General features: G+C 72.7%; 12 protein-coding genes. 4 read left to right on the forward strand and 8 right to left on the reverse strand.

What is annotated here, in order from left to right:
- Positions 1–6 precede the first annotated feature (6 nt).
- The 7 genes from OG562_RS16920 to OG562_RS16950 all read right to left on the reverse strand — a co-directional run bounded on the left by OG562_RS16920 (position 7) and on the right by OG562_RS16950 (position 6,676).
- Positions 7–1,296: a hypothetical protein gene (locus OG562_RS16920; protein WP_266398415.1), complete on the reverse strand. Its 1,290-nt coding sequence runs from the start codon at positions 1,294–1,296 to the stop codon at positions 7–9.
- A 50-nt stretch (positions 1,297–1,346) separates the two neighbouring features.
- Positions 1,347–2,510, reverse strand: coding sequence for a hypothetical protein (locus OG562_RS16925; protein WP_266409315.1), 1,164 nt, complete (start codon positions 2,508–2,510; stop codon positions 1,347–1,349).
- A gap of 38 nt (positions 2,511–2,548) precedes the next feature.
- Positions 2,549–2,743, reverse strand: coding sequence for a hypothetical protein (locus OG562_RS16930; protein WP_266398418.1), 195 nt, complete (start codon positions 2,741–2,743; stop codon positions 2,549–2,551).
- A 72-nt stretch (positions 2,744–2,815) separates the two neighbouring features.
- The gene (locus OG562_RS16935) at positions 2,816–3,526 is read right to left on the reverse strand and encodes an LPXTG cell wall anchor domain-containing protein (RefSeq protein ID WP_266398420.1); all 711 of its coding nucleotides are present in this window, start codon (positions 3,524–3,526) and stop codon (positions 2,816–2,818) included.
- Positions 3,527–3,686: 160 nt separating this feature from the next.
- Positions 3,687–5,048: a serine--tRNA ligase gene (gene serS / locus OG562_RS16940; protein WP_266398422.1), complete on the reverse strand. Its 1,362-nt coding sequence runs from the start codon at positions 5,046–5,048 to the stop codon at positions 3,687–3,689.
- Positions 5,049–5,486: 438 nt separating this feature from the next.
- Positions 5,487–5,978 (reverse strand): ATP-binding protein, encoded by a 492-nt coding sequence (locus tag OG562_RS16945; protein ID WP_266398425.1) that lies wholly within the window; start codon positions 5,976–5,978, stop codon positions 5,487–5,489.
- Between the two features lie 284 nt (positions 5,979–6,262).
- Positions 6,263–6,676, reverse strand: coding sequence for an STAS domain-containing protein (locus tag OG562_RS16950; RefSeq protein WP_266398439.1), 414 nt, complete (start codon positions 6,674–6,676; stop codon positions 6,263–6,265).
- A 238-nt stretch (positions 6,677–6,914) separates the two neighbouring features.
- On the opposite strand from OG562_RS16950, the gene OG562_RS16955 reads away from it, so the two are divergent.
- From OG562_RS16955 to OG562_RS16970, 4 genes are all read left to right on the forward strand, one after another.
- The gene (locus OG562_RS16955) at positions 6,915–7,889 is read left to right on the forward strand and encodes an RNA polymerase sigma factor SigF (RefSeq protein WP_266398440.1); all 975 of its coding nucleotides are present in this window, start codon (positions 6,915–6,917) and stop codon (positions 7,887–7,889) included.
- Positions 7,890–8,106: 217 nt separating this feature from the next.
- On the forward strand, positions 8,107–9,801 hold the full coding sequence (locus OG562_RS16960; protein WP_266398441.1) for an RICIN domain-containing protein: 1,695 nt from the start codon (positions 8,107–8,109) through the stop codon (positions 9,799–9,801).
- Positions 9,802–10,274: 473 nt separating this feature from the next.
- The gene (locus OG562_RS16965; protein ID WP_323187527.1) at positions 10,275–11,120 is read left to right on the forward strand and encodes a hypothetical protein; all 846 of its coding nucleotides are present in this window, start codon (positions 10,275–10,277) and stop codon (positions 11,118–11,120) included.
- A gap of 121 nt (positions 11,121–11,241) precedes the next feature.
- Entirely contained in the window at positions 11,242–12,279 is a 1,038-nt protein-coding gene (locus OG562_RS16970) for a DMT family transporter (RefSeq protein WP_266398443.1), read from the forward strand.
- On the opposite strand, the gene hutI is transcribed toward OG562_RS16970, so the two are convergent.
- Positions 12,219–13,391, reverse strand: a complete 1,173-nt coding sequence (hutI, locus tag OG562_RS16975) for an imidazolonepropionase (RefSeq protein ID WP_266398444.1) — start codon at positions 13,389–13,391, stop codon at positions 12,219–12,221. The two genes, OG562_RS16970 and hutI, sit on opposite strands and share 61 nt — an antisense overlap.
- Between the last annotated feature and the right edge of the window lie 17 nt (positions 13,392–13,408).

Consider the following 13,408-nt stretch of genomic DNA (forward strand, 5'->3'; position numbering starts at 1 on the left):
CTGGCCTCAGCCCGTCCGCCGCCGTCCCGGCAGATACGTGAACACCGCGCCGCCGAGCAGGATCGCCGTGCCCGCGATCAGCCCGAGCGCCTTGAGGGCGCCGTGGTCGCCGGCGCCCGTCTCGGCGAGGCCCCCGCTGGTCGACGTACTCCCGCCCGACGACGAGTCGCTGCCGCCGGAGGCTCCGCTCGCCTGCTCGGTGGTGTCGAGGGTGAGGGAGACGGCCGTGCTGTCCGGGGTGCAGGTGGTGGTCGTGCCGAGGGCCGCGATCGTGAGGACGCCCGGGGAGAGCGTGGACTCGCCGGTCGCGCCGGGCTTGTAGGTGCCGGTCAGGTCGGGGATCTGGATCGGGTCGCCCGTCTTGATCGCCGCGGAGTTGGTCGGGCCCGTCGTCTTCACCGAGCCCTGGTCCGAACCGCCCAGGACGACCTGCATCGTCGGCTTCACCGAGTCCGCCGGGATGTCGGCCGGGCTGTCCATCACCGACTTCTTGAACTGCACGGTGAGGTCGTAGCTCCCGTCGTTCTTCTTGGCGTTGATCTGCACCGGCGAGATCGCCTTCTTCTCGCCGAGGGGCGACTGGCAGGTGTAGGGGATGTCGACGACCTTGCCGGTGAAGTCGGTCTGGCCGTCGCCGGTGGCGGTCGAGGAGGCGCTGGGCGTGGTGGACTCGCTCGACGTCGGCGTCTGGCTCGCCGTCTCGCTCGAACTCGAACTCGGGCTCTGACTCTGGCTCTGGCTCGCGGAGGGGTCGGACGTCCCGCTCGAACTCCCCGTCCCCTCCGTCACGGTGATCGTCGCCGCCGTCGGGACGGTCTCCGTCGGCGTGCACGTGGTGTTCGTCGACAGCGCGTTGACGACGTACGCGTCCGGCGCCAGCGTCACCTGTCCCGGGGCCGTCAGCTTCAGCGTGCCCGTCATGGCGGACAGCACCATGTCGCTGCCCTTGGGGATCACCGGGTTCTGGCGCGGGCCCTGCATCGCGATGTCCGCGGTCTGCGCGCCCGCCGCCTTGAGGGTGCCGGACGGCTGGACCGAGTTCGCGGGCAGGTCGATGATGTCGGGGTTCTTCGACGCGGCCTGGACGAACCTCCAGGTGACGTCGACGGTGTCGCCGACCTTCGCGGTGGCCGGCGCGGTGATGTCGACCTTGGTGGTGCCGTCGATCTCGGGCAGGCCGACGCCCGAGGGCGGGACGCAGTGGGTCTTGTAGGACACCTCGGCGGCCTGGGCCTGCCCGGCGGTCACGCCCAGCAGGACGGCGGACCCGGCGAACAGAACGGCCGCGCCCGCCACGGCTGCCCTCCTCCGCCCGGGCGGTGCGGCCCTCTCGCTCTCTCGCTCTCTCACGTCATTCCCTTCCTACTGGTCCTACTGGTCCTACCGGTCCTACCGGGAGTCGTGGGACTCGTCGGGTGGTCTTCGTGCGGTGCGGAGAGCCGGCCTGGCGCGGCCGGACCGGCGTCCGGGGCGAACCACGGCAGGGTCGTCGAGGGGGTGGGGGCGGAGGCGGCGGCGGAGGGGGACTCGGGGACGGGGTCCGGCTCGGGCGGCGGCCCGCGCCACGGCATCCGTGATCTCCACCGTGCGGTCCACCGTGGTTCGCGGTGACCGGCCGCCGGGCGCGAGGTCCGCGCGGTTCGGGCGGTTCGGGCGGTCCGTGCGGCCTGGTGTGGCCGGATCCGGTCCACCACCGCCATCCCGATGCGGAACACCGCCGACGGCGCCACCAGGCAGAGCAGGAGCCAGAACAGGGTCACGCCCCAGGGGCGGCCCACGCCCCACGGCTGCTCGGCGAGGACCTTCCCGCCGTACTTCAGGGAGACGGTGTAGTCGCCGTGGGCGCCGGCGGCGAGTTCGACCGGCAGTTCGATGCGGGCCTTCTTGCCGGGGGCGATCGTGCCGCGCCACTGCTGCTCGTCCCACTGCGGGGCGAACACCCCGTGGGCGGTGCCGATCTGGAAGACGGGGTCCTTCACGGACCCGGCGCCGAGATTGCCGACGGTGAGGACCAGCGTGCGGGCGGGCGGCGCCCCGAACCAGGTCAGCAGCCCGCTGGAGCCGTCGAGCCGGGTGTCGGTGAGGACGGCCAGCCGTCCGCCGGCCGGCTCCGCGGGCAGCGGTTCGACGGGATGCCCGGCCACCTGGAACACCGCGTCGGCCTGCGCCTGCGCGCCGGTCGCGGTGGCCACGTGCACCACGCACGGGCACGGCGCCGGCGGCTCGGACACCGGCAGCGCCCGGCTGAAGCGGCCGTCGGCGTCGGTGGTGACGGCGCGGCCGTCGCCGTTGGCACAGGAGTTGGTGCCGCCGACGACTCCCCTCGCCGGGGTCGCCTGTCCGCAGATCAACAGCATCAGCAGAGTGCGCGGCCGCCAGCCGCTCCCGCTGACGGTGATCGAACCGCCCGCCCCCGCCTGCGCGGTGGAGAGGGTGACGACCGGTTTCCCGGCAGCGGCTTCTCCGGCGGCGGAGGCGGCGCCCGCGAGGGGCGACAGGAGCATCAGCATGGACAGGACGAGCAAGGCCGGGATCCGCAGCTTGCCGCTCACTTCGCCGCTCCCGTCGACTGGACTTCCGGGCAGGGGTGCTCCGACACGGGCAGGGTGCGCGGGGCGCGGTCCGGGAAGGACGGCCGCCCGCCGCCCGAGGGCGCGGCCGACCAGCCGCCGGAGGCCTCCGGGGCGGCGGCCGGCGGCAGCGGCAGGGGCAGCAGCGGAACACGGGCGGCGGCGAACGGCATCGGCGGCTCCATCGTGACGGGGCGGCGTCAAGCGCCTCGTGGAGGGGCGACAGGCGGGCGTACGAGGTCGGCTCAGCGGGGCTGGTTGCGTCGGGTCAGCCACAGCGCGCCCGCCGCGCCCGCGAGCAGCACCGTGCCGCCGAGGGTGCCGAGGGCGATCGCCGAGTCCGCGGGGCCGGTCTGCGGAAGGTCTCCCCCGGAGCCGCCGCCGGTCGTCCCGTCGCTCGTCCCGCCGGTGGAGCCCCCGCTCGTACCCCCGCTGGCGCCTCCGCTCGCCGCCGTGACGTCGAGGGTGAGGGACGGGCCGGGGCCGTTGCTCGGGGTGCAGGTGGTGGTCGTGCCGAGCGCCTTGATGGTGAGCACCCCGGCCGTGAAGGTGACCTTGCCGGACTTCTTCGGGGTGTACGTGCCCGTCAAGTCAGCGATCTTGATGGGGGTGTTGGCCGGAACCGCCGCCTGGTTGGCGGGGCCGGTCACGTTCAGGGTGCCGCTGTCCGCGCCGCCCAGTTTGACGGTGGCGCTCGGGTTCATCGAGCCCTTGCCGAGTTCGACGGGGCTGGAGGAGACGCCTTTCTGCCAGGACATGGTGATCTTGTAGCCGCTGCCGCTCTTGACGCCCTTGATGTCGATGGGCGAGACGGCGCTCTTGGGGCCGATGGGCGTCTCGCAGGCGTAGTTGACGTCGACGACGTCGGCCCTGGCCGCGGGGGCGGCCATCAGCACCGCCGAGCCGGCCAGGGCCGTGGCAGTCGCGAGCGCAGCGGTTCGCTTCCGGTTCGACACGGTCCCCTCATTTCCGACAGCCCCGTACGGGCAGACCATCACGTGCCTGGCGTGCCCCATTTACTGACGAGGCATCAGATTGAGCCGTCAAGGTACGCCCGGGGTCGTGAGGAGGGAAGAGAAGGTGCGCGCCGGAGTTGTGGGGATCCGGCGCGCGGGTTCAGGCGGTTTCGAGGACGTCCGGCGCTCCCCAGCGGCGCAGCGCCTCGGGGACGGCGACCGTTCCGTCGGGCCGCTGGTGCTGCTCCAGGATCGCGGGCAGCAGACGGCTGGTGGCCAGGCCCGAGGCGTTCAGCGTGTGGACGTACCGCGACCTGCCGCCGTCGGCCGGACGGTAGCGGATGCCGCCGCGCCGGGCCTGGTAGGCGTGGGCGTTCGACACCGAGCTGACCTCCGCGTACGCCCCGAGGCTGGGCAGCCAGACCTCGACGTCGTACGTCTTCGTCTGCGCCGGGCTGACGTCGCCCGCGGCGAGCTTGGTGACGCGGTGATGCAGACCGAGCCCGGCGACCAACTCCTCGGCGCGGGCGAGCAGTTCGAGCTGGGCGGCCGCCGAGTCCTCGGGCCGGGCGTACTGGACCAGCTCGACCTTGTTGAACTGGTGGCCGCGCAGCGTCCCGCGCTCCGCCGTACGGTAGCCGCCGGCCTCCTTGCGGTAACAGGGCGTGTAGGCCACGTACTTGAGGGGCAGCTCGCGCTCGTCGAGGGTCTCGCCCCGGTGCAGCGAGACGAGGGCGGTCTCCGCGGTGGGCAGCAGGAACCGCTCGGGCCTGCCGCCGTCGCCGCGCTCGACGACGTACACCTCGTCGGCGAACTTGGGGAACTGACCGGCCGTGTACCCGGCGTCGTAGCCGAGCAGATGCGGCGGCAGCACGAACTCGTAGCCGGCCCGGCGATGGGTGTCGAGGAAGTGGTTGAGCAACGCCCACTCCAGCGCGGCGCCCTGCCCCCGGTAGACCCAGTTCCCGCTGCCGGCGAGCGCGACGCCACGCCGGTGGTCGACGAGGCCGAGCTTCTCGGCGAGCGTGACGTGGTCCTGGGCGGGGAAGGCGAAGTCGGGCCGGGCGCCGACGGTCCGGACGACCTGGTTGTTCTCCTTGCCGCCCGCGGGGACGTCGTCGTCGGGGAGGTTGGGCAGCCCGTCGAGGAACTCCTGCCGGAGGGCGGCCAGACGGGTCAGGTCGGCTTCGGCGGCGGTGAGGCGGTCGGCGAGGGCCTTGGCGCCGACCTGGAGGGGATCGGTCTGGAGGAGGTCGGTCTGGAGGGGGTCGGTTCGCGGGGGCTGGTGGGGGCCGGTTCGCGGGGCCTGGAGGTCGTCAGGGGTCTGTCCCGCCCGGCGGTGGGCTGCGATCTCGGCCGAGACGCGTTTGCGTTCGCCGCGCAGTCGCTCCACCGTGGCGCGGGCCTCGCGGAAGGCGTCGTCCAGGGCGAGGAAGGCCGGGAGGTCGGCGTCCGTGCCCCGCTTGCGCAGGGCGTCGCGGACGCGGTCGGGGTGCTGTCGGATGAGGGTGACGTCGAGCATGGCGCGCTCCGTCCGGTCGGGCCGGGACGGACGCGGGCCGCCCCGGGGTGGTCCCTCGGGGCGTGGGCGAGAGGGTACTCGCGGTGCCACCACGCCTTCACCGCCGTATCGACCCTGGTCAGGTGTACGGCGGTCTCGTTCGGGCCCGGTGACGGGGGCCGGCCGGCGGGGCATTTCCTCCCCGCACTCGGGAGCGGATTCGTCTCGGGGCGCGAGACTGCCTTTCCAGCATGCGGCAGCTCTCTCGACTCGCGGGGCCCGGGGCTACTTGTCTCCGTCAGCGCGTTGCAGCGAGAGTAGGGCGCGGCCGTACCCGGGGGCCAGCGAATTGAATCGGGGGAATCGGGCTGGGCCAGGCGGGTCGTCCGAGGTCGGGCGGGTCCCGAGGCCAGGCTGATCCCGAGATCAGGCGGTCCCGAGGTCAGGCGTGCCCCGAGGTCAGGCGGGTGCGCCCAGCTCCGCCCAGACGGTCTTCCCCGCGACGCCCGGGGCCCGTACGACCCCCCAGTCCAGGCAGAGCCGCTGCACGATGAACATGCCGTGCCCGCCGGGGCGGCCCGCGCGGTGCGGGGTGCGGGGGGACGGCTGGCCGGCGCCGCCGTCGGAGACCTCGACGCGGATCACCTTCTTGTCGCAGCCGAGGACGAGCTCCTCCGGGCCCTCGGCGTGCAGACAGGCGTTGGTGACCAGTTCGGAGACGACGAGCAGGACGTCCTCGGCGGCGGCCCGCTGATCGGCGGTGGCGGCCGGCAGCCAGCCCCACGCGTACAGCGCCTGGCGGGCGAAGTCGCGGGCCAGCGGGACGACGCCGCTCTCGCCGCGCAGGCTCAGCCTGCGCACCTGACGACCCGGCGAAGCCGCCCCGGAGGCGCCGGTGGGCTCCGGGCCGCGATCGCGGTCGCCCGGCGAGTAAGGCCGGGTGGTGCTCATCAGCGCTTCACCTCACCGATTCACCGGTTCACAGTTCAAGATTCACTACACCGTTCAGTACGTCGGTCCGTACGTCAGTACGTGATACGTGGCGCGAAGGCGATTTCGTCGATCTCTTCCAGCTAGTCGTGCCAGCCGATCGGTCGAGCCGGTCGTACCAGCCGAGTCGGTCGAGCCGGTCTGGTCGAGATCACCGCCGACGCATTCGGGTTCAGGATGTCTCCTGCCCGAGGGAACCGGCGGAACACCCCCCGTTCGCACCCATTCCCGACAGCCGCCGAAGATCAGCCGTCCTCGTCGCCCCCGCCGTTCCCGTCGCCCTCGTCGTTCCCGTCGGCGAGGGCCGACTCGAGCGTGTCGTGCACGGTGAAGACCGCGTCCGCGCCGGTGATCTCGAAGACCCGCGCCACCACGGGAAGCATCCCCGCCAGATGGACCCCGCCGCCGGCCGCCTCGGCCTTCAGCCGAGCGCCCAGCAGGACGTTCAGCCCGGTGGAGTCGCAGAACTCCAGCCGGGAGCAGTCCACGACCAGTCGGCTGCGCCCCGTGGCGAGGCAGTTCTCGAGTGGCTCACGCAACAGATCGGCGGTGTGGTGATCCAACTCACCCGCCGGGGTCACGACGGCGCTGACGCCCTCTTCCCGCACCTCGACCAGAAGCCGGCCAGACTGTGCGCTGCCGACAGTCCCGCGGTCCATGCCGTCTCTCTCCAGGGGTCGTTTACTACTGGTTCACACCCTCGAACACTACGCCTCAGACTCGCACCCCAACAGCCGAACAATCGCCCACAAACGGACATAGTCCAACAAAAGGCACTTGCGGTGGGCTCCGTGAACCGGGTAGGGCTAGGAGAAGCACGTATCCGACACGACCGGCTTCGGAGGCGCCGCACACCGCAGTGCACGCACTGGCTTCGGCAGCCGAATGCCGAGAACGATGGAGGACATCATGTCACCCCGGCTCGACGCCTCGCATACCCGGACGACCGCCCGGACGACGACGTCGACACCCCCACCGGAACAGTCGACACTTCCACCGCGACAACTGGACCCCACGGATCGCACGGGTCCCACAGACGGCATGGATCCCACGGATCCCACGGATCCCATGGCGGGGCTCCCCGAGATCCCCCCGTACGACGAGATCGGCGCCGTAGACGCACGGGCGCTGTCCAAGACCCTCTTCGCGCGCCTGGAGTCCCTCGAAGAGGGCACGCACGACTATGCGTACGTCCGCAACACGCTCGTCGAGCTGAACCTCGCCCTGGTCAAGTTCGCCGCCTCCCGCTTCCGTACGCGCAGCGAGCCGATGGAGGACATCGTCCAGGTCGGCACGATCGGCCTGATCAAGGCGATCGACCGCTTCGAGCTGTCCCGCGGGGTCGAGTTCCCGACCTTCGCCATGCCGACCATCGTCGGCGAGATCAAACGCTTCTTCCGCGACACCTCGTGGTCGGTGCGCGTCCCACGCCGCCTGCAGGAGCTGCGGCTCGACCTGGCCAGGGCCGGCGACGAACTCGCCCAGAAGCTCGACCGCGCCCCCACGGCGGCCGAGCTGGCCGAGCGGCTCGGCCTCTCCCGGGAGGAGGTCGTCGAGGGCATGGCCGCGTCGAACGCCTACACCGCCTCGTCACTGGACGCCCAGCCCGAGGAGAACGACGCGGAGGGCGCCCTCGCCGACCGCATCGGCTACGAGGACCACGGCCTCGAAGGCATCGAGTACGTCGAGTCGTTGAAGCCGATGATCGCCGAACTCCCGCTCCGCGACCGCAAGATCCTCTCCCTTCGCTTCGTCGCGGGCCTGACCCAGTCGGAGATCGGCGAGGAGCTGGGCATCTCGCAGATGCACGTGTCGCGGCTGCTGTCACGGACGTTGGTGCAGTTGCGGAAGGGGTTGACGGTCGAGGAGTAGGACCAAGGAGTCGAGGGTGAGCGCCGACTTTCTCCGGCGCTCCCTCGGGCCCCTGCCGCCCCTGGCCGGTCCCCTCCCCTTTGCCCCCTCCCCTTCGCCCCCGTCGACGGCCCCTTCGGTTACCCCCGGAAACCTCCCCGCGCCGCCCCTCTCGCCACTAGGGTCACCCCCACACCAGACTGACCAGTACGTCAGCAACAGGCGAGGAGGCGGCCTGATGGTCCGTACCGACGGAAGCGGTGCGAACACCGGCGATCCGGGCGATCCCGGCGGTTCCGGTGGCTTCGGTGGTCCCGGTGGCTCCGGTCGCTTCGGCGGTTCGGGTGGCTTCGGCGGCTTTGACGGTTCCGGTGGTCCCGGTCGCTCCGGTGGCCCCGGTGGCCCCGGTGGCTTTGAAGGTTCCGGCGATTCCGACGCCCGCCTCACCGACCGGCTCCGCGCCGCCCCCGCCGCCGCCTACCCGGCGCTGCGCGCGCTCCGCGCCCACCACCACCCCGCGCTCCTGGCCTACGCCCGTCTGTGCACGACCGGCGAGCCGGCCGCGCGGCGACTCGCGGCGGAGACGTTCACCGTCGCGTCCCGGGAGACGGCACGCGGCAACGACCCCGGCGGCCCCTGGCGACACCGACTCCTGACCCTGGCCGGACAGGTGGCGGCGGAGTGGGCCGGGGACGAGCGGGCCGGCGGGCTGGACGCGGGACTGCTTCTCGTCCTCAACACCGCGCCCGCACCGGGCGGCCCGGTCCCATCCCTGCTCGCCGCGTTCCGCTCCCTGCCCTCCCGCGCGCAGGGGCTCCTCTGGTACGCCGTCGTGGAGCGCGAGCCGGTCGAGCGGACGGCCGCGCTGCTCGACCTGACCCCCGAGGACGTCGCCTACGGAACCGCCCCCGCGCTCCAGGCCCTGGCCCAGGCCTCCCTACGGCTGTGCCTCGCCGCCTCGGACGACCCCAGCTGCGGGGACTTCCGCCGGCTGATCGAGGAGTCCGTACGTCCGGACGGCGCGCGTCACAGCCCCGACCTGGAGGCCCACCGGGCGCACTGCCCGCACTGCGCGACCGCCTACGAGGAGCAGCGCGCGCTGCGGGACACCCCACGCACGGCCCTCGCCGAGGGCTTGCTGCCGTGGGGCGGAACGGCGTACGTCATGGACGACCGCGAGCCTGCCGACCCCACGAGGTCTTCACGCGCTTCACGCGCTTCACGGAACGGGACCCGGCCGCCGTCCCGCCGGGTCGTGCTGGCCTCGGCGGCGCTGGGGGTGGCCGTGGCTCCGCTGCTGATCCTGCTGCTGACCTCGGGCGGCTCACCGGACCGGGGCGCGGCGGGCGCGGTCGTCACCGGGCCGTCGGTCGTTCCGCCTCCGGTGACCGTGACGGCGACGGAGACCGCGACGATATCCGCCCCCGCGCCCACACCGACCGGCGCGTCGTCCGGCAAGTCCCCTTCCACCACACCGACTTCGACCTCGCCTCGCCCGACCCCCACCCCCTCCCCCACGCGCCCGCCCGGTGCGACGTACGCCCAGGTCGTGAACATCGCCACGGGACGCTGCCTGGAGGTGGCCGGCGACTTCGACAACGGTACGGACGTCGTCACCGTGCCCTGCACCTCCTCCCCCAGCCAACGCTGGCGGGTCGACTCGGCGCGCGGGGTGGTGCAGTCGTACGCCGACCCGGACTTCTGTCTGGACAGCCGGGGTTCCGTCGACGACGGGGTCGGAGTGTGGCAGTGCTCCTCGGCGGAGGGCGATCACGGGGACAACCTACGGTTCACCGCGGACGCCGACGGCACGATCCGACCGGCGATCGCCATCGAGACGGCGCTGACAGCGGACGCGGGCGGCGGGGTTTCCCTGGAGTCGCTGGACGAGGCCGGGGACCAACTGTGGCGGGCGGGAGCGGGGGCGGCGTGACTGGACCGCCCCCGCTCCCGCACGCCACACGCACCGACTGCCTGTGAGCGAACGTCGGGCCGCACGGCCACGTCTCCGGCAGGGGGCAGTGCAGCGCAGGCAGTCTCTGCACGGAGAAAAGGAGTTGGGTCTTGGTGCTCGCGTCGGGATAATCCCCTGCTCGGACCCGGCCGGGGGAAGGACGCATGACCGTATTCGCGTGCGCGCGGTGTGACGCCGTATTGACTGCTTCTGTGGCGCAGGTCGCGCTTCCTGTCCATGCGCATCAGCTGTACGGGCATGACATGCTTCCTCCGCTCATGGAGCAGGGGACGTACGCCGTCGATCCGGAGCCTTCGGGGTGGCCTGTTCGGCCTTGGAGCGAGATCGGGGAGGGCGAGGCGCAGGCCCGTGGTGTGTTCGCGCCGGTTCTGCACGGTCTCTCCTTCGGGGCGGCCGGCGCTGTCGTCGTCGCGCCGGGGGATACCCGTGGCATGGCTCTGATCCCGGAGCGCTGTGGCGGCCACTGCATGGGGCTGGACGGGAGGGACGGGCCGAACCTCGCCTGCGCCGGCTGCGGGCAGGCGGTGGCGACTCGCGTCGACGACTGCTCGTGCTGGCAGGCGGTGTGGCTCGCCCCGGACGCCGTGCGGCGTGTTCCCGGCGACGGCGACGACCCCCTTCCGCGAACGGTCGACTGGGAGGCCTCGGCGCGGGAGTGGCAGGGCACGCCGCCGATCGAGTCGCCCGGGTCGTGGAGCCCGACGTTCTCGGCGGCGGTCGGGATGGCGCTGGCCCATCTGCTGGCGGCCTCGGGGGGTGGGCGGGTGACCGTCCCCGGCGGGCTCGTCAGAGACACGCTCGGCCGCCCGCTCGACGCCCTTCTCCCGCCGGGAACGCCAGGGCTGCCGGGATCGCCGGTGAAGCGAGCGGCTCTGGCCGGACCGGGTCTGCCCGTCCCCGGTCCCAGCTCCTCCGCCGGCCCCTCCCCCACCTCCACGCCCACCCCCGACATCCTCCTCGTCCCCCGGGATCCGCGGACCGGCGAAGTCTGGCGGCCGTCCTCCGGCAGCGCAGACCTCGTGCCGTTGGCCGCCGAGGTGTGGATGCATCTGGCGTTCGACCGGGAGCGGCTGCCGGTTCCCGTGACCGGGGGCGTCGGCGGCATGCCTGACGGTGTCTTCCGGGACTATCCGCTGCCGGCGCATCCCTGGGGGCCGTTCCGGCCCGACTCGTCCGTGTTTCTGCGCACGCTGGCCCGGCTGCCCGCCGTACGGCAGCCGTGGCTGCGCGCGATCCTCGATCGTGTGAACGAGCATCCGTACGCCCGCCCGTTCTGACGCGCTGACGCGGGCCTTGTCCTCATGGTGGAAACCCAGTGGCGGGATTTCGCCGGATGACTACGCTGACCCGACCCTCTGACCTGCAGCAGGGCGAGGTCACCCGTCCTTGAGGAGTCCGATGTCGGCCGATCTTCCCGTTCTGTTGGTCGCCGTGGTGTGGGGGTCCAGTTATCTGGCCGCCAAGGGGGTCACCACCGCGGACACCGTGCTCGCGGTGCTGGTGCTGCGGTTCGCCGTGGTGTTGCCGGTGCTGGTGGTCGTCGGGTGGCGGCGGCTGCGGGCGCTGAGCCGGGAGCAGTTGCGCGGGGCCGGGCTGCTGGGGCTGATCCTCGCCGGGATCTTCCTGCTGGAGACGTACGGGGTTGTCCACACCTCGGCGACCAACGCCGGTCTGATCATCAGCCTGACCATGGTGTTCACGCCCCTCGCGGAGAGCCGGACACGCCGGGTGCGGCTGCCGGGGGCGTTCATGGCGGCCGCCGGTCTCTCGGTGCTCGGCGTGGCGCTGCTGACGCAGGGCGCCGGGTTCACGGCGCCGTCCGGGGGCGATCTGCTGATGCTGGGGGCCGCGGTGGCCCGTACCGTGCATGTGCTGGCCATGGCGCGGATGGAGTCGGTCCGCGGGGCTGACTCGCTGTCGCTCACGACCGTCCAACTGGGCGGTGCGGTCGTCGTGTTCACGGTGCTGGCGGCGATCCCGGGGACGGGCGCGTCGCCGTGGGCGGCCGCGGCGGACTTCGACGGCGGGGACTGGCTGGGGCTGGTGTATCTCTCCGCGTTCTGCACGCTGTTCGCGTTCTTCGTGCAGATGTGGGCGGTCCGCCGCACCTCGCCGTCCCGGGTCAGTCTGCTGCTGGGCACCGAGCCGGTGTGGGCGGCGGTCGTGGGCATCGCGCTCGCCGGGGACCGGCCGGGGTGGCTGGGGCTGGCGGGCGCGCTCCTGGTGCTGGTGGGGACCGGGTGGGGGCGCGCGACGGCGGACCGGGGGCGTCCGTCCGAGTCTGCCGAACCGACCGAGCCGATCGTGGCTGCCGAGCCGATCGTGGCTGCCGAGCCGGGCGGGTCTTCCGGGCCGGCCCTGTCTGACGAGCCTGCTCAGACCACCCGTACGCCCCGCCGCCACACCTCCGAGACGAGCGGCACGCCCGGCCGGTAGGCCAGGTGGACATGGCTGGGGGCGTCGAGGAAGGTCAGGTCGGCGTACGTGCCGGGGGCCAGGCGGCCCACGTCCGTGCGGCGCAGGGCGGCCGCGCCGCCCGCCGTCGCCGACCAGACCGCCTCGTCCGGGGTCATCCGCATGTCCCGCACGGCGAGCGCGACGCAGAACGGGACGGAGGACGTGAAGGACGAGCCCGGGTTGCAGTCGGTGGAGAGGGCGACGGTCACGCCCGCGTCCAACAGACGGCGGGCGTCCGGCCACTCGGCCCGGGTGGAGAACTCGGCGCCGGGGAGCAGGGTGGCCACCGTGTCGCTGTTCGCCAGCGCGTCGACGTCCGCGTCCGTGAGGTGGGTGCAGTGGTCGGCGCTGGCCGCGTCCAGCTCGACCGCCAGTTGGACGCCAGGGCCGTAGGAGAGCTGGTTGGCGTGGATGCGGGGGTGCAGGCCCTTCGCCTTGCCGGCGGTGAGGATCGCGCGGGCCTGGTCGCCGTCGAAGGCGCCCTTCTCGCAGAAGACGTCGATCCAGCGGGCGTGCGGGGCGCAGGCGTCGAGCATCTCGCCGGTGACCAGGGCGACGTAGGCGGCGGGGTCGTCGGCGTAGTCGGGGGAGACGATGTGCGCGCCGAGGTAGGTCACCTCGTCGGTGTGCTGTGCGGCGAGGCGCAGGGCGCGGGCCTCGTCGGCGACCGTCAGGCCGTAGCCGGACTTGGTCTCGAAGGTGGTGGTGCCCTGGCGGAGGGCCTCGTCGAGGAAACGCGTGAGGTTGCGTTCGAGTTCCTCGTCGCTCGCCGCCCGGGTGGCCGCGACGGTCGTGCGGATGCCGCCCGCCGTGTAACCGCGGCCGGACATGCGGGCGTTGAACTCCTCCGTGCGGTCGCCCGCGAAGACCAGGTGGGAGTGGGAGTCGACGAAGCCGGGGAGGACCGCCCGGCCGCCGGCGTCGACCCGGTTGTCAGTGGCGGGTGCTTTGCTTGATTCACCGGTCCACACGACGCGGTCGCCGTCGACGACGACGGCCGCGTCCCGGACCAGACCGAGGGGAGAGCCGTCACCGAGGGAGGGGTCGTTGGTGACCAGCGTGGCGATGTTGGTGATGACAGTGCTGCTCATGGCGTCCTCGTGGGTGG

It is taken from the genome of Streptomyces sp. NBC_01275 (genome assembly GCF_026340655.1).
Lineage (GTDB): Bacteria > Actinomycetota > Actinomycetes > Streptomycetales > Streptomycetaceae > Streptomyces.